At 39.5% G+C, this 25,250-nt stretch carries 29 protein-coding genes and 1 tRNA gene; 12 read left to right on the forward strand and 18 right to left on the reverse strand.

The genetic code is table 11. The annotated features are described in order from the left end of the window. Window positions 1–78 precede the first annotated feature (78 nt). Complete coding sequence (gene glgB, locus WC743_RS09345) at window positions 79–2,034, forward strand: 1,4-alpha-glucan branching protein GlgB (RefSeq protein WP_373011874.1); 1,956 nt, start codon at window positions 79–81, stop codon at window positions 2,032–2,034. 11 nt (window positions 2,035–2,045) lie between these two features. After that, complete coding sequence (locus WC743_RS09350; protein ID WP_373011675.1) at window positions 2,046–2,237, forward strand: hypothetical protein; 192 nt, start codon at window positions 2,046–2,048, stop codon at window positions 2,235–2,237. A gap of 525 nt (window positions 2,238–2,762) precedes the next feature. Here WC743_RS09350 and WC743_RS09355 read toward each other — a convergent pair. From WC743_RS09355 to pfkA, 4 genes are all read right to left on the reverse strand, one after another. After that, a complete protein-coding gene (locus tag WC743_RS09355; RefSeq protein ID WP_373011676.1) occupies window positions 2,763–3,281 on the reverse strand; it encodes a transposase in 519 nt (172 codons plus the stop codon). Window positions 3,282–3,390: 109 nt separating this feature from the next. Continuing rightward, a complete protein-coding gene (gap, locus tag WC743_RS09360) occupies window positions 3,391–4,386 on the reverse strand; it encodes a type I glyceraldehyde-3-phosphate dehydrogenase (RefSeq protein ID WP_373011677.1) in 996 nt (331 codons plus the stop codon). Between the two features lie 6 nt (window positions 4,387–4,392). After that, on the reverse strand, window positions 4,393–5,241 hold the full coding sequence (locus WC743_RS09365) for a hypothetical protein (protein ID WP_373011678.1): 849 nt from the start codon (window positions 5,239–5,241) through the stop codon (window positions 4,393–4,395). Beyond that, window positions 5,242–6,228: a 6-phosphofructokinase gene (gene pfkA / locus WC743_RS09370; protein WP_373011679.1), complete on the reverse strand. Its 987-nt coding sequence runs from the start codon at window positions 6,226–6,228 to the stop codon at window positions 5,242–5,244. Window positions 6,229–6,352: 124 nt separating this feature from the next. Here pfkA and WC743_RS09375 point away from each other — a divergent pair, with 124 nt between their 5' ends. Continuing rightward, on the forward strand, window positions 6,353–7,048 hold the full coding sequence (locus WC743_RS09375) for an NUDIX domain-containing protein (RefSeq protein WP_373011680.1): 696 nt from the start codon (window positions 6,353–6,355) through the stop codon (window positions 7,046–7,048). A 5-nt stretch (window positions 7,049–7,053) separates the two neighbouring features. On the opposite strand, the gene WC743_RS09380 is transcribed toward WC743_RS09375, so the two are convergent. The 4 genes from WC743_RS09380 to WC743_RS09395 form a co-directional block, all read right to left on the reverse strand. Beyond that, the gene (locus WC743_RS09380; protein ID WP_373011681.1) at window positions 7,054–7,500 is read right to left on the reverse strand and encodes a Fur family transcriptional regulator; all 447 of its coding nucleotides are present in this window, start codon (window positions 7,498–7,500) and stop codon (window positions 7,054–7,056) included. A gap of 19 nt (window positions 7,501–7,519) precedes the next feature. Next, a complete protein-coding gene (locus WC743_RS09385; protein WP_373011682.1) occupies window positions 7,520–7,957 on the reverse strand; it encodes a MerC domain-containing protein in 438 nt (145 codons plus the stop codon). Between the two features lie 115 nt (window positions 7,958–8,072). Beyond that, complete coding sequence (locus WC743_RS09390) at window positions 8,073–8,561, reverse strand: inorganic diphosphatase (protein ID WP_373011683.1); 489 nt, start codon at window positions 8,559–8,561, stop codon at window positions 8,073–8,075. 11 nt (window positions 8,562–8,572) lie between these two features. Then, entirely contained in the window at window positions 8,573–9,052 is a 480-nt protein-coding gene (locus WC743_RS09395) for a CinA family protein (protein WP_373011684.1), read from the reverse strand. 147 nt (window positions 9,053–9,199) lie between these two features. On the opposite strand from WC743_RS09395, the gene WC743_RS09400 reads away from it, so the two are divergent. Next, window positions 9,200–10,594: an alpha-L-fucosidase gene (locus WC743_RS09400; RefSeq protein ID WP_373011685.1), complete on the forward strand. Its 1,395-nt coding sequence runs from the start codon at window positions 9,200–9,202 to the stop codon at window positions 10,592–10,594. A gap of 120 nt (window positions 10,595–10,714) precedes the next feature. Here the strand turns inward: WC743_RS09400 and WC743_RS09405 are convergent, their stop codons facing one another. Then, window positions 10,715–11,056 carry a hypothetical protein gene (locus WC743_RS09405; RefSeq protein WP_373011686.1) on the reverse strand — a complete coding sequence of 114 codons (342 nt, stop codon included), beginning with the start codon at window positions 11,054–11,056 and terminating at the stop codon, window positions 10,715–10,717. Between the two features lie 200 nt (window positions 11,057–11,256). Between WC743_RS09405 and WC743_RS09410 the strand changes: the two genes are divergently transcribed. From WC743_RS09410 to WC743_RS09425, 4 genes are all read left to right on the forward strand, one after another. Then, window positions 11,257–13,365 (forward strand): tetratricopeptide repeat protein, encoded by a 2,109-nt coding sequence (locus WC743_RS09410; RefSeq protein ID WP_373011687.1) that lies wholly within the window; start codon window positions 11,257–11,259, stop codon window positions 13,363–13,365. A gap of 203 nt (window positions 13,366–13,568) precedes the next feature. Next, on the forward strand, window positions 13,569–13,928 hold the full coding sequence (locus WC743_RS09415) for a DUF1801 domain-containing protein (RefSeq protein WP_373011688.1): 360 nt from the start codon (window positions 13,569–13,571) through the stop codon (window positions 13,926–13,928). Between the two features lie 104 nt (window positions 13,929–14,032). Continuing rightward, window positions 14,033–14,893: a helix-turn-helix transcriptional regulator gene (locus WC743_RS09420; protein ID WP_373011689.1), complete on the forward strand. Its 861-nt coding sequence runs from the start codon at window positions 14,033–14,035 to the stop codon at window positions 14,891–14,893. A 64-nt stretch (window positions 14,894–14,957) separates the two neighbouring features. Then, window positions 14,958–15,947, forward strand: coding sequence for an aldo/keto reductase (locus tag WC743_RS09425; protein ID WP_373011690.1), 990 nt, complete (start codon window positions 14,958–14,960; stop codon window positions 15,945–15,947). Window positions 15,948–16,012: 65 nt separating this feature from the next. On the opposite strand, the gene WC743_RS09430 is transcribed toward WC743_RS09425, so the two are convergent. From WC743_RS09430 to WC743_RS09440, 3 genes are all read right to left on the reverse strand, one after another. Further along, window positions 16,013–16,939, reverse strand: coding sequence for a DUF6268 family outer membrane beta-barrel protein (locus WC743_RS09430; RefSeq protein WP_373011691.1), 927 nt, complete (start codon window positions 16,937–16,939; stop codon window positions 16,013–16,015). 39 nt (window positions 16,940–16,978) lie between these two features. Next, window positions 16,979–17,428 carry a MarR family winged helix-turn-helix transcriptional regulator gene (locus tag WC743_RS09435; RefSeq protein WP_373011693.1) on the reverse strand — a complete coding sequence of 150 codons (450 nt, stop codon included), beginning with the start codon at window positions 17,426–17,428 and terminating at the stop codon, window positions 16,979–16,981. 193 nt (window positions 17,429–17,621) lie between these two features. Further along, window positions 17,622–17,695 (reverse strand) — tRNA-Arg (locus WC743_RS09440). 509 nt (window positions 17,696–18,204) lie between these two features. Here WC743_RS09440 and WC743_RS09445 point away from each other — a divergent pair. From WC743_RS09445 to WC743_RS09460, 4 genes are all read left to right on the forward strand, one after another. Beyond that, entirely contained in the window at window positions 18,205–19,065 is an 861-nt protein-coding gene (locus WC743_RS09445; RefSeq protein WP_373011694.1) for an N-acetylglucosamine kinase, read from the forward strand. Window positions 19,066–19,199: 134 nt separating this feature from the next. Next, window positions 19,200–20,021 (forward strand): N-acetylmuramoyl-L-alanine amidase, encoded by an 822-nt coding sequence (locus tag WC743_RS09450; protein ID WP_373011695.1) that lies wholly within the window; start codon window positions 19,200–19,202, stop codon window positions 20,019–20,021. A 27-nt stretch (window positions 20,022–20,048) separates the two neighbouring features. Continuing rightward, complete coding sequence (locus WC743_RS09455; protein ID WP_373011696.1) at window positions 20,049–20,852, forward strand: DUF475 domain-containing protein; 804 nt, start codon at window positions 20,049–20,051, stop codon at window positions 20,850–20,852. A gap of 4 nt (window positions 20,853–20,856) precedes the next feature. Next, on the forward strand, window positions 20,857–21,309 hold the full coding sequence (locus WC743_RS09460; protein WP_373011697.1) for a phosphatidylglycerophosphatase A: 453 nt from the start codon (window positions 20,857–20,859) through the stop codon (window positions 21,307–21,309). Window positions 21,310–21,347: 38 nt separating this feature from the next. On the opposite strand, the gene WC743_RS09465 is transcribed toward WC743_RS09460, so the two are convergent. The 6 genes from WC743_RS09465 to WC743_RS09490 all read right to left on the reverse strand — a co-directional run bounded on the left by WC743_RS09465 (window position 21,348) and on the right by WC743_RS09490 (window position 25,145). Continuing rightward, window positions 21,348–21,608 carry a hypothetical protein gene (locus WC743_RS09465; RefSeq protein WP_373011698.1) on the reverse strand — a complete coding sequence of 87 codons (261 nt, stop codon included), beginning with the start codon at window positions 21,606–21,608 and terminating at the stop codon, window positions 21,348–21,350. A 268-nt stretch (window positions 21,609–21,876) separates the two neighbouring features. Further along, window positions 21,877–22,548 (reverse strand): response regulator, encoded by a 672-nt coding sequence (locus tag WC743_RS09470; protein WP_373011699.1) that lies wholly within the window; start codon window positions 22,546–22,548, stop codon window positions 21,877–21,879. Window position 22,549: 1 nt separating this feature from the next. After that, a complete protein-coding gene (locus tag WC743_RS09475; RefSeq protein ID WP_373011700.1) occupies window positions 22,550–23,347 on the reverse strand; it encodes a sensor histidine kinase in 798 nt (265 codons plus the stop codon). Then, window positions 23,314–23,697, reverse strand: a complete 384-nt coding sequence (locus tag WC743_RS09480; protein ID WP_373011701.1) for a hypothetical protein — start codon at window positions 23,695–23,697, stop codon at window positions 23,314–23,316. Before WC743_RS09480 ends, WC743_RS09475 begins: the two co-directional genes overlap by 34 nt. Window positions 23,698–24,029: 332 nt before the next feature. Further along, entirely contained in the window at window positions 24,030–24,431 is a 402-nt protein-coding gene (locus WC743_RS09485) for a hypothetical protein (RefSeq protein WP_373011702.1), read from the reverse strand. Window positions 24,432–24,539: 108 nt separating this feature from the next. Further along, window positions 24,540–25,145 carry a DUF2238 domain-containing protein gene (locus WC743_RS09490; protein ID WP_373011703.1) on the reverse strand — a complete coding sequence of 202 codons (606 nt, stop codon included), beginning with the start codon at window positions 25,143–25,145 and terminating at the stop codon, window positions 24,540–24,542. Between the last annotated feature and the right edge of the window lie 105 nt (window positions 25,146–25,250).

The raw sequence follows: 25,250 nt of genomic DNA on the forward strand, positions 1-25,250 counted from the left end.
ACATCTAAAAAGCCGGTTGCTAAAAAAAACACATCGGCCAAAAAGTCTGTCCCTGTTGAGATCATTGAAAATAATGAGATGAAATCTGTTGAACCGTATAGCCGTTTTACTGATTTTGACATCGACCTGTTTAAATCTGGCAAGCATTTTAAGCTTTATGAAAAACTGGGTTCGCACGTGGTTGAGTATAAAAACGTTGTGGGTACTTATTTTGCTGTTTGGGCGCCAAATGCACAGTACGTATCAGTAATTGGCAATTTTAATGGTTGGAACAAGGGTTCACACACCTTAAACTACCGCTGGGATGCCTCTGGTATTTGGGAGGGCTTTATTCCAAATGTTGGTGTTGGCGAAACTTATAAATATTACATCAAATCATCTACCGGTGAAGACCTGGAAAAGGCAGATCCGTTTGCCCTGCGCTGGGAGCTTCCGCCGCATACGGCATCAATTGTTGCCGATACTTATTATGAGTGGGATGATAAACAGTGGATGGCCGATCGTTATCAATACACCGCTTTAGATAAGCCATATTCGGTATACGAAATGCATATTGGCTCATGGGCCCGCAGTCCGGAGAGTCCCGATGAATTTTTGAGCTATAGGCAGCTTGCCGATACATTGGTGCCTTACGTTAAGGAAATGGGCTTTACACACGTAGAGTTTATGCCGGTTATGGAGCACCCTTATTATCCAAGCTGGGGATATCAAATAACGGGTTTCTTTGCCGCCTCATCCAGATACGGCACCCCGCAGGACCTTATGTACCTTGTTGAGCAATTTCACAAAGCCGGGATAGGGGTAATATTAGACTGGGTACCTTCGCATTTCCCGGGTGATGCACACGGGTTATATAATTTTGATGGTACGCATTTATACGAGCATGCCGATGTGCGTAAAGGGTTCCATCCCGACTGGAAATCATACATATTTAATTACGGCCGTAATGAGGTCCGCGCGTTTTTAATAAGCAACGCATTATTTTGGCTGGAGCGCTACCATATTGATGCGTTACGTGTAGATGCGGTAGCTTCAATGCTTTACCTTGATTATTCGCGCAATCATGGCGAGTGGGAACCAAACGTTTTTGGCGGGAATGAAAATTTAGAAGCGATATCCTTCCTCAAAGAATTTAACGCCACAGTTTACAGCAACTTCCCGGATGTGCAGACGATTGCCGAAGAATCAACCTCGTTTACAGGTGTGAGTCGCCCGGTTTATACAGGTGGTTTAGGTTTTGGAATGAAATGGATGATGGGCTGGATGCATGATACTATTGATTATTTCTCACACGACCCTATATATCGCAGGTATCACCAAAACCAGTTTACGTTTAGTTTGATATATGTCTTTACAGAAAACTTTATGCTGCCGTTCTCGCATGATGAGGTAGTGTATGGTAAAGGTTCAATGTTAGGGAAAATGCCGGGCGATGACTGGCAGCGTTTTGCCAACTTGCGCTTAATGTATAGCTATATGTTCACTCATCCCGGAAGCAAATTATTGTTTATGGGCGGCGAGTTTGGGCAAAGCGCTGAGTGGGACTACCGGAAATCATTAGATTGGCATTTGCTGCAATATGAGAGCCATCAGGGGATAAAAGAAACGGTAAAGGCACTAAATACCTTGTACAAAACCGAACCTGCACTTTATGAAAAAAGCTTTGACTGGACAGGCTTTGAATGGGTAGATGCCAGCAATTTAAATGACTCGGTTATAGCTTACATCCGTAAGGGGATTGATAAAGAAAACGACCTGCTTATCGTATTTAATATGACCCCGGTTCCGCATTATAATTATCGTGTAGGCGTGCCTGCAGCGGGTGAGTGGCAGGAAGTATTCAACTCAGACCACGAAAAATATTGGGGCGGTGGATTGATTAATTTCGACCCTATTGCATCTGAACCGGAAGCATGGCATGGTAAGGATAATTCAATCAGCATTACTACTCCGCCATTAGGCACAGCTATATTTAAGAAAGTAAGTGCTAAACAATTAGAAACTAAGAAGGTAAAATCAGCCAAGGCTAAATAAATACTGACAATATGAGCGGAAAGTTTTTTTACTTATACCTTATTGGCGGCACTGTTGCCCTGGCATTATTAATATACGAAATAATTGCCGCTTACCCCAATGTTAAAAGCCAGGGTGCGTTATTTTATATTTTACCCACAGTGCTGTTATACTACATGGCCTATAAAACGTATCATGTAAAAAAGGACGGGGAGTTGATGTAAGGTTATTTCGGCGATTTTCGGTGAGGACACCGAAAAGGAGAATATTTCCGGGGTGGCGGTGTCCTCACCGCCACCTTGCTTAACGAAAAGTAAGTCGGTTGTTTTCGGTGGGGACACCGAAAAGGAGAGAAAGTTATTCTCGGGTGGCGGTGTCCTTACCGCCACATTGCTTAGCGAAAAGTAAGTCGGTTATTTTCGGTGGGGACACCGAAAAGGAGAGAAAGTTATTCTCGGGTGGCGGTGTCCTTACCGCCACCTTGCTTAACGAAAGGTAAGTCGGTTATTTTCGGTGAGGACACCGAAAAGGAGAAAAAGTTATTCCGGGTGGCGGTGTCCTCACGCCACATTGCTTAACGAAAAGTAAGTCGGTTATTTTCGGTGGGGACACCGAAAAAGAAAAAAGCTATTTCCGGTGGCGGTGTCCTCACCGCCACATTGCTTAACGAAATATAGGTCGGCGATTTTCGGTGGGGACACCGAAAAGAAAAATTATTCCCGGTGGCGGTGTCCTCACCACCACCTTGCTTAAAAAGTATCCCTATAATCTGTTAACCAATCAAATCGTTTATCTTCTTGTTCGTAAAATGAGCAGGATGAAAAATAATATTCATTAGGATCAGTCACTAAATTCCAATGGGCTTGCAATGGATTTAAATGCATGTAGTTTAACTTTTGTTCTACTACTTCTTTATCATGCATTATTTTACTTAACCCTTTCTTTTGCCAGAACTGATGTTCCCTGTCATCACCGGGGATCTTGAATTTGTTTAATAAATGGTTTGAGTAGCTGAGCTCTTCTAAGAACTGATGCCCGGTAAATTTCATAAAACTTATATATGGCATTTCTTTTCCGTTCAAAGCAATGTTTTCCCAAATAATGTGAATGTGATTCGGCATTATTACAAACCCATATACTTTTAATTTATTCTTTTTGATGAGATAGATAAGGCTATCTATAACAATATGCTTAAACCTATCTGTATTGATAAGTGGCACCCAATCAACTATGGCAACGGTATAAAAGTAAACCACGTTTAATTCCATAAACTAAAGTAATAATTATTTGCTTCAGGAAACTAAAAGATACAGGCAGGCTATAAACAGCAAAGCCTCCCGAAACTCGGGAGGCTTTGCAATATAAAGGCTTGTTTAATTAAATTTTGCCGATCTCTTGAACTAAGTCGATCAGTTTGTTTGAGTAGCCCCATTCGTTATCGTACCATGATACAACTTTAACAAAGTTGTCATTTAAAGCGATACCAGCTTTTGCATCAAATATTGATGTGCGTGAATCACCTTTAAAATCTTCAGATACTACATCATCTTCGGTATAACCTAAAATTCCTTTAAGTTCGCCTTCTGATGCTGTTTTCATTGCAGCTTTGATCTGCTCATAAGAAGCACCTTTTTTCAAACGTACAGTTAAGTCAACTACAGAAACGTCAGCAACCGGAACACGGAATGACATACCTGTTAATTTACCTTTAAGATCAGGGATAACCAAAGTTACCGCTTTAGCAGCACCTGTTGATGAAGGGATGATGTTTTGGTAAGCACCACGGCCACCTCTCCAGTCTTTAGCAGACGGGCTATCAACAGTTTTTTGAGTTGCAGTTACAGCGTGTACTGTGCTCATTAAACCTTCTTCAATACCAAAAGAATCATTTAATACCTTAGCGATAGGTGCTAAACAGTTGGTAGTACATGATGCATTTGATACAATAGTTTGATCAGCTTTTAATTCTTTATGGTTAACACCCATTACAAATGTAGGGGTATCATCTTTTGCAGGGGCGCTCATAACAACTTTCTTAGCACCTGCATCAATGTGTTTTTGTGCAGTTTCCTGTGTTAAAAATAACCCGGTCGACTCGATAATTACTTCCGCGCCAACTTCGTTCCATTTAAGGTTCGCAGGGTCTTTTTCAGCAGTAACACGGATGGTTTTACCGTTTACTACCAAGTGGCCGCCTTCAACAGCAATAGTGCCTTTGAATGGTCCGTGGGTTGAGTCGTATTTTAACATGTAAGCCATGTAATCTGGCTCAACAAGGTCATTAATACCAACAACTTCAACGCCTTCTCTTTCAATTGCAGCTCTGAAAGCTAAACGGCCGATACGGCCAAAGCCGTTAATTCCTATTTTCATGATTTTCTAATTTTTATTTGAATAATACGATAATAAATTGTTTATAGGTTCTTTAATAATAGCAGCTATTTTAACACCTGCACCTTCGGCTGTCTCATACAGGTGCTCCTGAAAATTTGACGCTACCGAGCCTGCAAAATGTACAGGGGCATTGGGGTGCTGCTTTTGTAAGGGTAGTATATATGTATCAATCAGCTTACCAAAGCCGGTTTTTATGATATTACCCAGGTAAGCATCATCTTTGTTATCTAAATAGAAATCGCTGAATGAGCTTAAGAACAACGCTGGCTGTTTTTGGCGATATACTTTTTCCAGCAAGGTTTTGCGATCGGCATCATAGCGGTGTATAAACTTTTTCCGCAGGTTAGCAGGTAGTGTTTCACTCATAAAGCTTTTTATCAGCTGCCTGCCCAGCCAATTGCCTGAACCTTCATCAGCTAATATATAACCCAAACCATAATTATTTGGTGTAACCTTTTTTCCGTCATACCAGGCAGCGTTTGATCCGCTTGCACAAATACTTACAATACCGGGGTTATTGCGGCAACAGGCAATAGCAGCAGCTGCTATATCATGATCAACGCTGATCTTTGCAAATTTAAAAAATGAAGCTAAGGCGTTATAAATTACCTGCTTTAACTCATCTGATGATGCACCGGCACCAAAAAAATAAATTCGTTTTATTTCTTCAGCGTGATGAATGAGGTTAATGTTTTTGTTAAGCAGTTGCGTGATGTATTTCTCATCATTAAAATAGGGATTGATGGCATTTGTGTTAAAAGAGGCTACAGTACGTCCCTTGTAGGCCAGCCGCCAGCCGGCATTGTTTGATCCACTATATACAACTGCAATCATTTATATAGATAATATTTCTGACATCTGCATCAAGTCTTCTTCTAACTTAAACTGATGATGATTTAGCGCTTCTTCAAGGCTTGTCAATTTAATATGGTTGGCTTCAAGGCCCACCATCATTTGTGTTTTACCGGCAATTAGCGCATTTACAGCAGCAAACCCTAAACGGCTTCCCAAAATCCTGTCAAATGCCGATGGGCTGCCCCCGCGTTGCAAGTGGCCTAATATAGTAACTTTTATATCGTAAAATTTAACCTGTTTTTTAACTGCCTCTGCTACATCATAAACGCCGCCGCTCTTATCACCTTCGGCAACAATCACAATGCTTGACGATTTTTTGTTGTATTGGCCGGCCTTTAAGTTATCAATCAAATTCTCAATAGCTGTGGCCCTTTCAGGCAACAGGATAGCCTCTGCTCCGCATGATATACCGGCACGTAAAGCAATAGCCCCCGAGTCGCGGCCCATTACTTCAATAAAAAACAAACGGTCATGCGCATCGGCAGTGTCGCGAATTTTATCAATTGCTTCAATAACAGTGTTGGTAGCTGTATCAAACCCAAGGGTATAGGTTGATCCGTAAAGGTCATTATCTATTGTCCCCGGAACGCCAATAACGGCAATGTCCGGGTATTTTTTTGAGAAACGCAGTGCACCTGTAAAAGTACCGTCGCCGCCTATAACCACAATGGCATCAATACCTTGTGATTTAAGGTTCTGATAAGCTAACTCCATTCCCTCATCACTGCGAAAAGGAAGACAGCGCGCTGTTTTTAATATGGTGCCGCCAAGATTTAGTATGTTACTTACCGAGCGGGTACTCATATCATACATATTGTTATCAATAAGCCCCTGATAGCCCTGGCGTATGCCTACCACCTGTAAACCGTTGTATATTGCTGTTCGTACAACCGCACGGATACAGGGGTTCATACCCGGTGCATCACCGCCTGAAGTAAGAACTGCTATTTTTGAAATTTTATGCATCTTTACACAAGTAAATTTGTAGGCACGAATATAGTGTGTCAAATTTACACCATTAAATTTATTTATTTTTTTTTGTATACAGATTTAACGGTATATATTTAACAATTATATAATCTATAAACTCTTGGAAGTAAAGTTACCTACATTTGACTCAGTTTTCTCAATTGACTGTGTAATATTTGGATTTGAAGCCGGCGAACTGAAGATATTGCTTATTGAGCGTAACGAAGAGCCTTTTAAGGATTGGCTTGCGCTTCCCGGCTATATTGTTGAGCAAGACGAGAGCATTGATGATGCTGCCGAGCGGATCCTTTATGAGCTTACAGGCCTGCGCGACCTGCATATGCAGCAATTCCACACATTTGGTGAGGTAAATCGTCACCCGCAGGGTAGGGTTATTACTGTTGCTTATTATGCGTTGATACGTATAAACGGGCAAAAAGAAGTAAAACCTGTTACCCAATACGCTAAAAGCGCTTTCTGGCACCCGGTTAATGAATTGCCTAAGCTGGCCTTTGACCATAGTGAGATATTTAACACCGGTTTCAACAAAATCCGTAGGCGGTTAAACTATCAGCCTATTGCTTTTGAACTGCTTCCGGAGAAATTTACCTTAACACAACTACAATCTTTATATGAGGCTGTACTAAATAAGAAGCTGGATAAGCGAAACTTCAGAAAGAAAATGTTAAGCTACGGTTTCCTGAAAGAATTAGATGAGAAACAAAAAGGCGTATCATATCGCGCAGCCAAATTATATAAGTTCGATCGTCGTAAATACACCAAAATATTCCAGAACGATCTGATCGTTGACAAATAGCTCTGTTATTTAACCAGATTTTTCTTATTGCATTTTGGGCACAGTCCCGATGCATACAATGTAAAGCTCTCGGGTTTAAACCCGGCCGGAAGAGTTATGTCTGGCAGGGAAAGTTCGTTTAAGCAATATACATTTTTGCAAACGGTACAGTTAAAGTGTACATGCTCATCGTGGTGGTGGTTGGCCTCACAATCTGAATGGCATACCGCGTAATTAGCAGTGCCATTTAAATCAAACACCTTGTGGATGATGCCCTTTTCTTCAAAAACATTCAAGATGCGATATAATGTAACCCGGTCAATATCATGCATTACATTTTCCAGGTCGGGCTGCGAGGTAGCTGTATTTTTTGAGTACATCATTGACAATACCCTTAGCCGCGGCGCGGTTTTTTTCAGCTGATGCTTATCAAGCATATCCTCAAACTGGTAATTGTTTTTTATTGATGTCATTGTATGTTAAATATAATAATTATACATGTACATTATCACCGCTGTGGGAATGTTTAACATGCAAAAAACTATCGCCTGCCTGGCAGGTACCGGCATATTTATAATTTACAAAGTGTGCAACCGCTATCAGGATGCCTCCGGTAGGTACAATAATGGCCTCCAGCCAGCCCTTTGTGAAAATATGACCTAATATAATGGTTATGAAACCGGCTATCAATAATATTAAAGGCGATGCCCGGTGATGAGCGCGTAAAAATGATGTACCAATTGATGAAACCCCAACCACAATTGCCAATAGTATCATGGTCCACTCTACCCAGGGATTGGCTAAAAAACCCAAACCTAAGATGGGCAAGCTGGTAAAAAAAATTGGTACAGCCGCACAATGTATTGCACAAAGCGTTGAAGCGGTCATTCCTATATTATCCAGTTTTATGGCCATTTTTAATGATCTCATGGCTGCAAAGATAAATATAAATGCAACAATATTTCATTTAGGATTATTTGGATAGGTGATTATGCGATGCTTTTGAAAAATTGTTACATTAAATCAACAATGTTGCAAGAAAATATTAAAAAGATGAAGCGTTGCTTTTGATCATTTGGTAGGCTTCCTGTCCGTTTACACGTTGCACGATATGGAGCTCTTTACCGGCCGGCTCATTGTAATTCTTAAAGAAACTTTCAATTTGGTTCAATATGGCTTCGGGTAAATCGTGAATGGAGTTAATGTTGCTGTATAGCTGCGAAGCTTCCGGCACGGCAAAGTAGCGGTCATTACGTATGGTTTTGCCATCGCGCCCGGTTTGATCAACTTTTATGGCGCCAATAATTCTGCAATCCATACAGCAACCGGGGAAACCGCTTATTTCAGATAGCACCATCACATCCAGCGGGTCGCCATCTTCGCCTTTCGTATCAGGTATAAAACCAAAATCAAACGGGAACACCATCCCGGCAGGCAGAATTTTTTTGAGTTTGAAACGATTTAATTCAGGTTCAAAATCATATTTGTGGCCGCTCCCTTTAGGGCTTTCAATTATTATGGTAATGGGTTCCATTATCTGTTAGCTCATTTTTTAAGTTTGTTTATTATTAGTTGTGCAACCTTGTCAACCGTTTGCAAAACTATTTGCTCCGGGTTGCCTTTATAAACTTCTTTCACCGCAACCGGGTCGTTTTTAATAATAGCGTGTATAAACATGGTGCCTACGGGCTTTTCCGGAGTTTCGCTGCCGCCGGGCATTGTAAGGCCTGTCACCGCAACCTGTATATCGGCTTTCATAAGTTGCTGCAGCCGTTCGGCTAATTCTTTAGTTACCTCGGCAGATTCAGGTGTGTATTTTTCAACCAGTTCTTCGGGGACACCCAACACATCCTGCTTAATACAGGCATCATAGCACACAATGCCGCCTTTTAGTATCTTGCCGCAATCAGGGATCAGTGAAAATTCTGATGATAACCGGCCGCCGGATGCGCTTTCTGCAAACGCTATGGTAAGTTCCTGATCAAGAAGTAATTTTGTGCAAGCTTTTACTATTGCTGATGGCATAGATTTTTTTATTTTCTATATAGTTAACATCATAATACACTGTTTTGATTTAAACTTTATAGAATGATTGAAATTTGATATAGCTATTAAAAACGATAAGCCGTATGTTAGCCTAATTATTTTATCACGGCAATTATATCTGCTTTTATGAAAAATTTCCTGCTTACCTCCGCGCTTTTTTTTACTTGCATATTATCGGCAAATGCCCAAACGGTAACTGCTGCAAAACCGCTTACCGAGCTTCAGCAAAACTTTGTTGATTTAAAATTTGGTATGTTTATCCATTACAATATACCCACCTATATGGATGCCGACTGGCCTGACCCGGATGCATCGCCCGGTATTTTTAATCCTAAGAAACTTAACCCTGCTCAATGGGCCAAAGCTGCAAAATCTGCAAACATGACTTATGGCTGCTTAACCACAAAGCACCATAGCGGCTTTTGTATCTGGGATACCAAAACAACCGACTATAATGTAATGAACAGCCCGCTGAAAAGAGATGTGGTAAAGGAATTTGCAGATGCGTTTAGGGCCAACGGGTTAAAGGTGATGTTGTATTATTCAATACTGGATACCCACCACAGGCTTCGCCCGAATGCGATCACTAAAAAACATTTTGAAATGGTTAAAGCCCAGTTAACCGAATTACTGACCAAGTATGGTAAAATTGAAGCGATAATTATAGATGGCTGGGATGCGCCATGGTCAAGGATCTCTTATGACGATATTCCGTTTGAAGATGTGTACCACCTTGTTAAATCTATCCAGCCGGATTGTGTGTTAATGGATTTGAACGGCGCCAAATACCCTGCCGAAGGTTTATATTACAGTGATATAAAAACTTACGAAATGGGAGCGGGGCAGCATATATCAAAAGAAACTAACCGTATGCCGGCATTGGCCTGTTTGCCAATTAATAGCGCCTGGTTTTGGAAAACAAAGTTCCCAACGTCTCCGGTTAAAGACCCGGCTAAACTGGTTAACGAAGATATTATCCCGCTTAACAAAGTTGATTGCAATTTTATACTGAACGTAGCGCCAAACCGAGATGGTTTAATAGATGATAATGCTTTGGCTGCACTAAAACAAATAGGTGAATTATGGAAGAATGACGGGCCTGCGCCTAAGCTGGCCCCAACCGGTGCGCCTATAATATCAACCAATCTGGCAAAAGGGAAAATGTCTAACTCCAGCTGGAGTGATGACTCGGAGATTATGGATTTTGCTAATGATGATGATTTTACTACCTCATGGGTATCAAACCCGGCGGTTGAAAAACCCTGGTATGAAATTGATTTTGGCCACGATCAGGATTTTAACACCATCACTTTAACGGAATCGAAACCTAATATCACCAACTACCATCTTGAATACCTGCAAAACGGTGTTTGGAAACCAATTGCTAAAACCGAAAATGCTAACCGCTTTAAAGTGAACCGTTTTGAACGGGTTTATGGTAACAAAGTACGGGTTTGGATTGATAAGGCTGATAAGCAGGTGTCTATAGCGGAATTTGGGGTTTATAATGAGAGAAGATAGCCTCATTAAGTTAAGCTATAGCTGACATGTCTCAACGGCAAAGCATTAACATTCAAATGCTGAATGTTAATGCTTTGAGGCAACCGGTTTTTTAACGATCTTATTAAAACGGGGCCCTTATCAAGGGAACTGTATTTGTTCGGGCTGTACGGCAACAATTTCGGGGCGGCCCTTGTGCAACTCATATACACCGGTAACACAAAGCTTTTTGCCTTTAAGATTCGCCCAGTCGAGCGTAATTTTATTGCTTTTTACAGCTATGGTATATTTTTGATTAGGATAATTACCACCCATGTTTATTAGGGTGAGCGTATCGCTGAATATTTTTACAGATGAAACCTCATCGCACAGGGTTTTGGTTTTGCCCAGGTTAGCCTTAAAATCTTCGGCAGAAAACGTTTGTGCCGATGCCTTTAAAGAAAAAGCGACTAAAAAAATAATCGGGATTAGTAATCTTTTCATTAGGTAAATATACATACGTAAACATTTAAACTTACAGAGTTAATAGTTTTAATATATAAAAGGTAGTTAAATTATCATATAAGTAAATTTTTTTAATAACTATCATCTCAGATCATTATCAGTTATAACATTTAACTATATTTACCCTTGGTAGTTGTATTTATACTAATTATCACTCTGATTAACTTAAAACTTATCACATGCTGCACTCATTTTTAAGCATAAAATGGTATTATCTGCTATTGTTATTCGCTGTTAATCCGTGTTTTGCACAAACCACCAAGGTAAATGAGCTACAGCAAAAGCTAAAGAAGCCTATGCATGATACCGCCCGGTTAACGCTGCTTCAAAAATTAGGGTCGGCGTATTCTGTGGTTGATCCTCAAAAGAAATTTTATTACGCCAATGTTTACAAGGCACTTGCCGAAAAACTTCACAGGCAGGATGCTGTTGCTGATTCATATATCCAAATGGGGATATCATACGGTATCCGCAGCAGATTGGATAGCGCTATGTTTTATTTTAACCTGGCTTACAATCACTCAAAAAAGTACGATTATCAGGTTGGGATAGGCAGGAGCCTGGCAAATATGGGTTTCGCATATGATCGCCTTGATGATGGGAAGGAAGCAATAAATAAGTATTTCCAGGCGCTTGTTATCTATAAAAAAATAAACTACGAGATTGGGACAAATCAATGTTACAATAATATCGGGTCAATTTATTTTGATATGGATAAATTTAAAATAGCGCAAAGTTATTTTAGCCAGTCATTAGCAAGTTACACCAAAGTTAAAAATGAAATAGGAATAGGTAACGCCTTATACTCTTTAGGTAATTGTTACCGCGGGTTAAAGCAGGATGAACTTGCAATTGATTATTATAACAGAAGCCTTGCCCTGCGTGAAAAACTTGGCGACATGAATGGGATAGGCCTGTCAAGAATGGGTTTAGGGCGCGCATATACACAGCAAAAGAAATATATTAAGGCCCTGGTTAATTTAGATACGGCTTTAAAATATGTGCGTATACTGGAAGATAAGTATCTGGAAGCTAACGTGCTGAATTCAATTGCAGATGCTTATAATGGAGAAAAAGATTATGATACAGCTATTGATTATGCTACGCTGAGCTTAAAAGTGAGCAGGGCGATCAAATCAAAAGGTACAGCGTACGAGGCCATGGAAAGGCTGGTTACAGCTTATAAAAACAAAGGCGATCTTAAAAGCGCTTTGTACTATCAAACAGAATATGTTTTAACTAAAGATAGCATCCAGGAAGAAAAAATGCTAAAAGATGTTTCGCTGATAGAGATAGGCAGGATGAGAAGTGAAAACGCCAACCTTGAAAAGAACAACCAGGATATATCTTTAAAGAACTCCAATTACCTGGTAAAAATTAAGAAATATAGTACGGTTATTATTGTTACAGTGGTCGTGTTGATATCGGCCATACTGTTTTTGATTATATTATACCGCCGTAACTTAGAGAAGCAAGCTACTAACAAGGTTTTGATTAAACAAAAGGAGGAGATAGCAGCCATTAACCATGAGCTTGAAATGCTTAATGAGGAAGTTAGCGCCCAAATGGAACTTACCAACGCGCAAAATATAGAGCTGGAAAGGCTGAATGATATTAAAAACAAGTTTTTTTCCATTATATCTCATGATTTGCGCAGTCCGCTGAGTACGTTACAAACCTTATTTGCTGTTTATAGGGAAGGAGATATTGGAGAAGAGGAGTTGAGCGAATTGCTGGTGAAGCTGGAAGATACCATACTGAGTACAGGAACATTTTTAGATAATTTGCTGGAATGGTCAAAAAACCAATTAGAGGGCATTGTTATTAAGCCCGTGAATTTTAATGTTAGTAAAAGCATTGAAGAGAACATCCGTTTATTTGAGACCAAAATAGGGCTGAAAAATTTAAAGGTTAGCAACCTGGCCAATGAGCAGATCATGGCATATGCCGACCCGGACATGATAAACCTGGTTATAAGAAACCTATTATCAAACAGCATTAAATTTTGCAATGCAGGCGATGAGATCATATTTAACGCACAAATGAAAGGCGACCGGGCAGTAATCTCTATACATGATAATGGCCCCGGTATAAGCAAAGAAGAAAGCGAAAAGCTCTTTAGCCTTGAGCATACCTTAAGCACTGGTACACATGGCGAAAAGGGTAATCATTTAGGTTTGATACTTTGTAAGGATATGGTTACCCAAAATAAAGGCAAGATATGGTTTGAAACCACGCAAGGTGAGGGGACTACCTTCTGGTTTGATCTGCCGGGAGAGAAAGCATAACTTCCGATGCAAGGGAAATGCTTCCCGTCAATTTTTCCGCAACTGAACATGCTTTTAAATTCCTTTAAGCGGTTACCAAAGGGCTTGCTGATGGCAGACGGCCTGGTTAGGTGTAATCTACCCGCTAATTTGTCGCTTCTACACCTCTTGCGAGGCAAAAAATATTTTGACATTTGTTGTGAACAGTTAAATATTTAATCACTATGAGCAATACAAAGAAAGTAGAAGAATTTATGGCCAAACTTGAACATCCATTGAAAGCAGAAATGGAAGCGGTAAGGTCAATCATTGTAAACGCCAATCCTAAAATAGAAGAAGACGTAAAGTGGGGAGGCCCCAGCTTCTTTTATAAAGAAGACCTGGCTACCTTTAATCCCAGGATCAAAAACTATGTAGCCCTGATATTTCACAAGGGAGAGCTATTGAATATCAAATCTGATTTTCTTGAAGAGGCTTCGAAAGGAAAGGTGTACGCAAAGTTTTATTCCATGGAACAAGTGACAGAAAACAAAGAACTGCTTGAAAAAATGGTGAACGCCTGGGTTGAACTCATGGATAAATAGCAGGAGTTGTTGGCCAAATAGGCCCATTTCTGAAACCATCGGCCTTTGAATGTGCTGTTGAGTATTCATGCTTTTTCAATTTCATATTTAATTAACTTTGGTTAATGAAAAACATGGAATCGTTTCTGGATGGCTTTAAGCAGAACGATAAGTTGCCAATCAGGATGGTTTCGCCGGGTTTTGGTCACTTATCACCTGAGGTAGCTCAAACGTTTGGTACTGTCCATCGTACGCCATATTATTTTTTTCTTTTTATGCTGGACGGACGCAGCCGGCACAATGTTGATCTTCAACCGTTCGAAATCAATAATAACGAGCTGCTTTTCATACTGCCGCATCAGATACACAAACTGCCAGACGCCCAACACGGTTCAGATTATTTTAAGATAGGTTTTGATGAAAGCTGCCTTTCTCTGTTACCCAAACAATATTCTTTTCTGATCAATCCGTTAAATAATCAAAAGATAAGTTTCACCGCTTCATCGGCTGGCCGATTGAGATCCATTTTTAAGATATTGCTTGAATTATTAAGCAGCATGGATACAGATCCTGAACTTATTCTGGCACACCTCAATAGCTTGCTCACAGAGATCAATACGTCCTATTTTGCAGCAGATAAAAAGCCGGCTGATGAAAGGCTTTCGAAGTATATCGATTTTAAAGTTTTTGTAGAAAATAATCTTACAGACCATCCGTCCATCCGGCTCATTGCTGAAAAACTGGCCATCAATACAAACGGTTTGTACCATATTGTTAAGCACTATTCCGGGCTTTCGCCCAAAGAGTTTATTACTAACCGACTGATATTGGAAGCAAGGCGGCGGCTATATTATGCCGAAAGTTCCTCAGTCAAGGAACTGGCCTTTGAACTCGGTTTCAACGACCCTGAATATTTTTCCCGGCTATTTAAAAAAGTTACAGGCAAAACTATAGTTGGTTTCTTTCAGGATTTGTCAGGGAACTAATACATTTTGTCCGGCTCTTTTCGCGATGTTCTGTCAATCTTTGTTCATCAAATAAAATCAAACGATGAACAGAATATTAGGAACAAAAGGCCCTTTGGTGTCCGCTATAGGTTTAGGCTGTATGGGGATGTCCGGTGCTTACGGGCAATCTGACGATAAACAATCGATCGCTACTATTGAAAGAGCCCTGGAACTTGGGCACAACTTTTTAGACACAGCCGATTACTATCTCGCTGGTCATAACGAAGGGTTGATTGGTCAGGCAATTCAGGGCAAACGTGACAAGGCTTTTCTCTCTGTAAAAACCGGCCAGCTGGTTGCTCCCGGCCCTAATGGCACTATGAGGCCATATTCGGTAACGGGCCGCCCGGAGTACATTCAGAACGCGGTGATGTACAGCCTTCGGCGCCTCCAGACGGACTACATTGACCTTTATACACTTGCACGTATAGATCCAGGCGTGACTGTTGAAGAGACGATTGGCGCGCTGGCAGACCTGGTACAAAAAGGAGTGATTCGTTATATTGGTCTGTCAGAAGCATCTGCAGAAAGTATACGCAAAGCTGCGGCCGTTCATCCCATCACGGCACTCCAGATTGAATATTCACTTTGGAGCCGTGATATTGAGGCTGAAGTGCTGCCAACCATAAGAGAGCTTGGCATCGGTCTGGTAGCTTATGCGCCTTTAAGCCGGGGCTTCCTCAGCGGAGAATACAAAAAGCCGGAAGACTTAAAGGACGGCCGCGCTTATATGCCGCGCTTTCAGGGCGAAAATTTTTACAAAAACCTGGAATTGGTAGAGAAAATCAAATCACTGGCTAAGGAAAAAGGCTGCACACCATCTCAGTTAGCGATTGCCTGGGTGCTTGCTCAAGGTGAAGACATTATTACGATTCCCGGTACCAAGCAGGTCAAATATCTGGAAGAAAACATAGCATCTGAAAAGATAAACCTTAGTGCTGAAGACCTGCAAAGTATCGAAGAGATTATGCCTGCGGGAAGCGTTTCCGGAACCCGGTACCCGGAAAAATTCATGAGCAGCCTAAACCAATAAATGTTTGAGCAACCGTAAAATATTTGTTGATTTAATTTACACTCAAACCAGCTGATAAAGATTTTTTAGAACCCGTAACTAAGCCCGCCCTGGAATATAAATGAATTCTGAAGATAGGAGACATTGGCTACCCTGTCGTTGAGTTTGCCGAATCCGTTGAATGGTACTTTTTGATCCATATTAAATGTTTCCAATCTTTGTGAAAAAGTATGACCAGCAACCAGGTTTATTTTCCATCGTTGGCTAAGTTTAAGGTCATAGATGAGTCCTGCACTATTTTGCCGCAAATGTATGTATTGATCCTTCCCATCCTCGTTCAGGCGGTACATGCTGCCGTTGAGCGATGCCGTAATACCCAATGAGTGGATTTCTGATAGTTTATATTTTAAAGAAGTCCGGGCAGGTATAATACCGGTCAGGCTTAGCCTGTTGCTGATTGTCCAGTCTATATCAGGTAAGGGCAGCAGGAACTTACCTGAGTAACTACTGGTATAAATGAGTGTGATACCGTATTTGAAAGCCTTTCCCTGCCGAAAGCCTATCCGCACACCGGCAGTATAAAGAATATCCGCTGCATCAATACTTCGTTTAAAGTCAGAGCCAATGGTTGCCAAACCCACAAAAGTGATATTGGTGCTGCGCGAAAGCGAATAATTTAACAACAAGGGAACGGTGATGGAATGAAATTCATTGCTGCCTATATTTTGTTCGCCCGAAAGAAAAAGGCCCTGGTAACGGATGCCTGTTTTTATCAAAACGGGATGAACGCTTGAAAAATCCTTATACACAGGAAAACCGACGTCCACAATAGGTTGTTGCATGGTAAAGGTATTTCCGCCGGCATCAACCGGGGCTACAATATGGGTTACGGTAACACCGCCGAGCAGGGGTGCTGTAGTAGTCAATTTTTTGCGCATACTACTACTGTCAACGCTTTGGCAATAGGAAAGTACAGGCAATAGCATGCCCATAAGAAAAAGGCTTCTTTTCATTTTTTTGTCGATATGTTTTTGAATGAAAGGGTAGTTACGTTAGCAGGGTGTAACCAGCCCGATTAATTTCTGCATTGTTTTGTCAAATTGATTTCTTTCTTCTCCTGTTAGTTCCGAAGACAGAACGGAGTCAAATCTCGCAAGGATAGCGTCAGCCTGTTTTCCCGCGCTTTCGCCGCTTGCTGTTAGTTCTACATGAGTTTTTCGCTTGTCGACGGTATCAGGGATTACCTTTACAAAATCTTTTTTTAGTAAAACTGATATTGTTCTGTTAACTGATGCTTTATCGCGCCTCAGATTAGTACCGATAGCTTTCTGAGATGCCCCGCCTGAGTAATACAGGACCATCAAAACCGGTAGCTGGTCCATCTGGAGGGGAAAGTTGTGCTCACTAAAGATTTTATCACATTCTTTGTATATCCTGTTATAAAGGGCGCCTATTTGTGCGACGAGCGAAGGCGGGGCAGGATGATTTAATTCACGATTCATTATACAAAGGTCTAAATATTAGTTGATATATCAACTAATATTTAGAAAAAAATTATTTTAGCCAGCCCCCATTGGGGGGGCAACGAGGATTGAACTCAAAAAGTGGCTCCATTGCGAATAAACGCAATGTTGAAATCATCTTTAAAAACAAAAAACCACCCTTAATCAAATAAAGATGGTTTTTAAATTAATGTGATCCCAACAGGATTCGAACCTGTGACCTACTGATTAGAAATCAGTTGCTCTATCCAGCTGAGCTATGGGACCATCGCGATTTTTTCGCGGTGCAAATATGCGAAATTACGGTTGAAATGACAATAGTAACCGCATACTTTTCTGTAGTGACTTACATTTATCAAAATGCCCGGTTATCTGCCGCAATACTTGTATATTTAATTATGGTGTTTTTACGGGCTTAACGCCGGTTTTGTTGTTTTTAATTCGGCAGAAGTTACCTTTAAAGCATATTTAGTGCAACAAAAAACAGTGGCAATAAATAATTGTTAAAATAATACATATAATTGTAAATAAATTATAATCCGGCTCAACAGCAAATAGTAAATTATATGTGTAACTTACAGTTGATAAGTGTAGCATAACTTATTAAATTGCTATTCTGACTGATTTTATTTTCTGCGTATAAAACATCGGTTATATACGTAGAAATGTAGTTTTTAATGAGGAAAAGCATTTTTTTACTTTTTAAAGTTGCGAAGTGTTTTTTTTACAATAAGTTAATCATACTTTTAACCCAATTTTTTTAATAAACTTATTTTATGATCATAATTGCTGACGGTGGCTCAACCAAAACAAACTGGTGCCTGGTTACTGAAGAAGGTAAAAAGGTGTACTTTAACACCGAAGGTTACAATCCTTATTTTGCTCCAACTGATTACATCATTCAATCATTAAAGGATAGTTTGCCTACAGATCTTGAAAAAGACAAGATCACGGAGGTTAATTATTATGGCGCAGGCTGTTCAACTCCCGAGATGCGTAAGGTTGTAGAGGATGCCATGCAGGCAGTTTTTACAAAATCAAAAATTAATATTGGCCATGACCTGCTTGCCGCCGCGCGTGCATTATTGGGTAACAACGAAGGTTTTGCTGCTATTTTAGGTACCGGTACCAATACCTGTTTATATAATGGCCGCGAGATTATCAATAACATTGACTCAGGAGCATATATTTTAGGAGATGAAGGTAGTGGTTGCCATATAGGTAAAAAATTGCTGGTAGATTACCTGAGAGGCTATATGCCCGATGCGGTTAGAAAGAACTTTTGGGAAACCTTTAAATTAACCCCTGACGATATTAACGAAATAGTATACACACAGCCAAGGGCTAACCGTTTCTGTGCAAGCTTTAGCAAGTTTGTGTATGATAACATTGTGAACATTGAATACTCACGCAACCTGGTAAGGACATCATTTGAAGATTTTTTCCGCAACCTGGTTGTTCATTATCCTGATTATCAAAAATATACTTTTAACTGCATAGGTTCAGTAGGTTACAATTTCCGTAACGTGCTGGAAGAGGTAGTTACCGAAAATGGTATGACAGTGGGCAACATTATCCGTTCACCTATAGATAACCTGGTAAAATATCACCTGGATCTTGCACCCAGCCAGTTGTAATTACAAAGGGTAGATTTTTAAAAACTAATATTATAATTGGCGGCTCAATCATGTATTGATGCCGCTTTTTTACTTATGTGGCATATTATATTTTATAAAAATTCGTTATCAGGACAAAAATTCTTCTTCTTTAAATGAATCAAAAGTATTTTAGGCTATTAAGTATATTGGCAATTGTTGGCTCATGGTTAATGCTGTGTTCATTTACATTGCCTGCCGATACTATAAAAAGCACTGGTTTTAAATTTAAAACAGTTGTTGTTGATGCCGGCCACGGAGGTAAAGATGGCGGAGCAAAGGGTAGTTTTTCAACAGAGAAAAACGTTGCTTTAGCTATCGCTAAAAAACTGCAGACTGCTATTCAAACCCAATTGCCTGATTTGAATGTGGTAATGACCCGTACAGATGATACGTTTATTGAACTGAATAAACGATCGGCCATTGCCAATCAAAACCAGGGAAATCTTTTTGTATCTATTCATTGCAATTCATCGCCGGAAGGTACTGCTGCAAGAGCCAATAAAAAAAGCGGGGTAATGTTGTTGGTATATGGAATGCACAGGCTAAGTGAACAACTGGAAGCTGTTAGAGAGAATGCATCTATATTTATAGAGAAAGATTATAAAGAGAATTATCAGAGCTATGATGCAAGCGACCCGGCAAATGTTATAATCCTGAACACTTTTACACAAAAGTACCGTAAACAAAGTATCCAGTTTGGCGACCTGCTGAATAATGAATTTAAGTTTACTGATAACCGGGAAAGTATAGGGGTAAAAGAACAGGGAGTATTTGTTTTGGCACACAGCGCAATGCCTGCTGTATTGGTTGAGACTGGTTTTATAAACAATCCGGATGAGGAGGAATATTTAAACTCTGACGAAGGGCAATCACAAATTGTGCAATCCATAATTAGGGCAATACAGGCTTACAGGGGCTCATTTGCCGCGCAATAATTTATATTTGCAAGCCTATACATAAAAATGGATATTTTACATACGCTGCTTGGAGATGATATAGAAGCAGGCTTGCTGGTTATACTTAACTTAATAGTAATTGAGAGCCTTTTATCGGTTGATAATGCTGCCGTGCTGGCAACAATGGTGCTTGATTTGCCAAAACATCAGCGCAAACGAGCTTTAAAATATGGCATTGTTGGCGCTTACGTGCTGCGTGGGGTTTGTTTATTATTAGCATCATGGCTTATTAAAATATGGTGGTTAAAGCCGCTGGGTGGGTTATATCTGCTATACCTGGCCGTTCATTATTTCATTAAAAGAGCTAAAGCTAAGCCTCATGACCATCCGGAGCATGAGCATGAAACGATCAATAAAAAAAGGAATTGGTTTTACCGCTCAACTGTTGGTTTAATAGGCCCCTTTTGGGCAACCGTAGCTTTGGTAGAGCTGATGGACCTGGCTTTCTCTATAGACAATGTTTTTGCAGCAGTAGCCTTTACAGATCATATTTTTTTGATTTACACCGGCGTTTTTATAGGTATACTGGCCATGCGCTTTGTAGCACAGGGTTTTGTTAGATTAATGGAAAAGTTTGTTTTTTTAGAGACCGTTGCATTTTTAGTAATTGGCGTGTTGGGTATAAAACTAACCGCATCTGTTTACGGTCATTTTTATCACGGCACCCCTTTAGCCGAAATACTGGATGGAGAAACAGCCGACCTCTTTGTATCGGTATTTACGGTTACTATTTTTGTAATTCCGGTGCTTACTTCTCTCTTATTTAATTTCCCTAAGCAGCATAAAATAAAAGCTGATCATAAGTCATAAAAATATGAACAAAGCTATAGCATCAGTTTTTGGTATAGGGTATATAAAAGGTGGCGGTACAATAGCCGCGATGATTACCTGCGCTGTCCTTTATCTGTTTTGGCAGCAAGCCTGGTTTGTTAACCCGCTATATTTATTGGCAGCTACAATTCTAATAATTATTTTGGGGATATATACCGGCAATAAGGTTGAACCAGCCTGGGGCAAGGATAGCTCACGCGTAGTTATTGATGAGGTTGCCGGTATGTTGGTTACTATGTTGTTTATCCCTCCAAACGCGTATTTTTTACTGGGAGGATTAGTACTGTTTCGCTTTTTTGATATATTAAAACCGCTGTATATACGCCGGATGGAGGCCTTCCCCGGTGGTACTGGAGTTATGATGGATGATATTTTAGCCGGCGTTTATTCTAACGTGCTTTTACAGGCAGCGGCTTTATTTTATTTAAGGGCCTGATGATCGGCTAAGCCTCTATCTGTGTAAGTATTATTATACTATAATATAACTAATTTAATACATTGATATACAGTAGTATCTTTTGATACATGCCCGTTTTGTATTAATTTACCGGTATTATATTCATCAGCGATCGCTTGTAACTTACTTTCAAGTTTTCGGCATAAGCTCTCGTCCTCTCCATAACCAATTGAATATAAAGGAGTTGTTGCAGTCAAATTATAGCATTGCTCGGCAGATAATCCGGAAATATTTAAAATGTCATATTTAATTTGGTTAGTTATAAATATTATATCCATTGCGCATCTTTTAAACTTATAATAATAGTATTACGGTGTAAATATATAACCTTAGTTGCGATTATTAAAACCGGCGGTTTTCTTACGCTTTAACTATGCTTAGGTTTAAATTAAAAAATTAAATACGCCTACATAAGCAGGCAATTATATTTCCTAATAAATAATTATTTTAATACGGAGTTTGCAAAAAGGAAAACACGTAGAAATACCTGTTTTTAAAAACAGGTATTTCTACGTAACGTTTAATTCAGAAAATTGAGGCTAAATGTTATGGCAATATTTCACACAAGCCATTCTTTATGGCAAATAATACCATGCCGGCGGTATTGCGGCAATTGATCTTACTAATAATTCTTACCCGGTGGCCTTCAACTGTACGTGCACTTAAATATAATTCGGCACCTATTTCCGCGTTGCTGTATTCTTTGCAAACTAATTGCAGTACTTGTATCTCACGCTCAGATAAAGATACAGGCAGATTGTTTAAAACGTCTATTGCCGGTATTTTGTGATTGCCGCTTTTTCTTATGGCTTTAAGTGCATCGGCATTAAAATAAAAGCCTGTTTTATTTACGGTGTTTACGGCCAGTATCAATTCATCCTTATCACAATTCTTAGCCAGATACGAAGCCGCGCCGGCGTTTATCATTTGCGTTACCAGTATTTCATTTACATGTACCGATAATATGATCACTTTTATATCAGGATGTTGTTTTTGAAGCAGCTTGTTCAACTCAATGCCATTCATGCCCGGCATATCCATATCAATTATGGCAACGTTAACTTTAAGGTTACCATCCGCAAGCATATCAAGCAATGGTTGCCCGCCTGCACATTCTGCTACAAGTTTAAAATTATCAATATGGTTAATGAGCATTGCCATACTTTGGCGAAACAAGTTCTGATCATCAACTATAGCTATATTAATTTCTTCGTGCATTTTAAATTACCGGATAATTGATATTAGTATGAAAACCTTTGCCTGAATAAGGGTCTGTATGGAAAGTAGCATTAATATTAAGCAAGCGGCTTTCTATATTTTGCAGCCCCATGCCCTTCACTACTTTTTCTGTTCCTGCTTGTAAGCCCTTGCCGTTATCATTATAATCAATACTAAGGGCGGTCGCTTTCATTAAAAAATGAATGCTGGCCCTGCTTGCACCCGAGTGTTTGATGGTATTATTTAAAAGTTCTTCCAAAACACGATATATAGCGGTAGCAACGGGCAATTCAAGCTTTTCTAATAACTGGTCGGCATCATTAGTTAGGGTTACCTCCAGTTTGCCTGATTGATTAATGATGGTGCAATGTTCTGTTATAGCAGCAACCAGCCCATAATACCTTAATGTTGTAGGCGAAAGGTTGTGTGATATATTCCTTACATCTTTTACAATTTTATCAATAACATTTTTACTTGAGGCAGCAAAGCTTTGATAAGTTTCGTCGCCATTTGTTATAGGCTTAAACATCTCTATCATTAGCCTTAAGCCCGACAGGCTGGTGCCTACATCGTCATGCAGGTCTTGTCCAATTCGTTTACGTTCGGCCTCCTGCGATTCAATAATGGCATGCAGCAAACTTTTTTGATGTGCTATTTCGGCCTGCTGAAATTGCTGGCGTTGTTTTAATAGTTTGTTTTGGTTGCGGATAGAAAATAATATGAATGAGCTAACCAATAAAAAGGTTCCGCTCATGCCCAATATTACTAATATGTAGATATTGTCGGTTGTGTTTTGCATTTATAAAAGCCTATGGCAAATAAAACATATTCAAGTAATAAAATAGTATCATGTACGCTCCAAATTATCTCGTTTACAAACAAGCTTGCAGTCAAAAAATAGTTAGAGGTCATGAACATAAATAAACCGCTGGAATAATAGATTAATAATCCGGTATTTATCCAGTTTGCGCTATAGTCGCCCCAGTTATGCTCATCATCAATATCAGCCTGTTTAAAACTGAACAACAAACCGTAAGCGATCATAATAACGGCAGATAATGACCTGGTGTAGGTATTGACTACAGACATGCTTTGAAAATAGTAATTCACAAAGTATAGTATAGTAAATACAACTGCGATCCACTTCATGATATTACGGCCTTTTTTGTTTTGAAAGCATTGGTAAAAGGCCGAAAGCATTAAAAACTCAAAAATTGTATAAATATGAAGCAGTATAAGTGTTGGTATATGAAATACAACACCAAGTATTATATTAATAAAATTAGCAACACCCGAAACAAATACGAACCAAAAAATGATTTTAAAAGGTTTGCTTAAATACTTATAGTTAGTAAAACCGGTTATAAGGGGGATTAATACACTAAAGGGGATAATGTATTTCATGTAGATAAGTAACATCGATTGTGATTATAAGCTTTAAATATAATGCTTACAATCACAATTGATGTAAAGAAAAAAAATTATCCGTTTAAAATGCTTTCGTCAATGGTGCAAACAGGTGGGCATGTTGTTGTAAAGTCATACACATTGCTTTCAGGTTCAACGCCTAAGCCGTCCATTCCCTCCAATCCCTCCGTAGATTGAAATAAAACGTCTTTGCCATCAACCACTGGTACCAATACAAGTTTGCTTGACTTTGAACCATCTATTTCTTTTAATCCAACGTAAGCCCTTACGCCTTCAGCATCGGGATTGTACTTTACAATGTTTTGAAAATCTATAATTGGAATAAGAAATGACCTGGCCGCAAATTCCTGGTTTGTTGATTTGAGGTAGTCTCTCCAGTTTTTGGTCATTTCGGCTGCTTCATCTACCGGGATGGTTCCTTCTGGTCCTTGTGATTCATTGTCTAGGTTGCTCATTGTTTTAAATTTTAAGTGTGTATGTGATCGGTTGTTATATAGTGATTATCAGTATTTTAGTACTACCAATATTCAGAGGACTAAATAACTCATTTAATGTAATATTTGCTAATTCTGATTTAATTCATTTAACTTTTTATCCTGAAATTTAGCCATAAAGAGCACCATACAAACTGCCCCAATCATAGCGTAAAGCATATCAGACTGGGTATCCCAAATATATCCCTGTGTACCCAGGAATGAATCGCCTGATTCCCCGGATATAATTGCAACAAACCATTCTAAAAATTCATATAATACGCTGATGGTTACACAAACGCACACGGTAAGAAATGCAAGCCACGATCTTTTTTGAACCACCTGTAGCCTGATAAATAATTCTCTTGTTATCATAGCAGGCACAAAGCCCTGAGTGAAATGACCCACCTTATCATAGTTGTTACGGGTTTGGTGGAAGATATCTTTTATCCAGTTAAAAGCGGGTACTTCAGCATAAGTATAATGGCCTCCAATAAATAACACATAACAGTGCAACAATATAAAAGCATAGGTTAAATAAGTGAACTGAAAACGCTTATGGGTAATAAGCAAAACAACCAGTCCGATTAGCGCAGGAAACACCTCCAGTATCCAGGTAAAATAATCGTGCGGATGGATGCCAGAAATAATTAATCCGGCAAAAAATAGCAATATTAGAATAACATGTTTATTCATCTTTCTAAGATGAATATTATTAACAACATTTCTTTTTTTTGTATGGTTATTTCCTCTAAAAATAATAAGTGCAGAATCGGAAATATAACTTTTTATCCAAATCAG

Origin of the sequence: Mucilaginibacter sp. (genome assembly GCF_041660805.1) — a bacterium.
In the GTDB taxonomy this organism is placed as follows: Bacteria; Bacteroidota; Bacteroidia; order Sphingobacteriales; family Sphingobacteriaceae; genus Mucilaginibacter.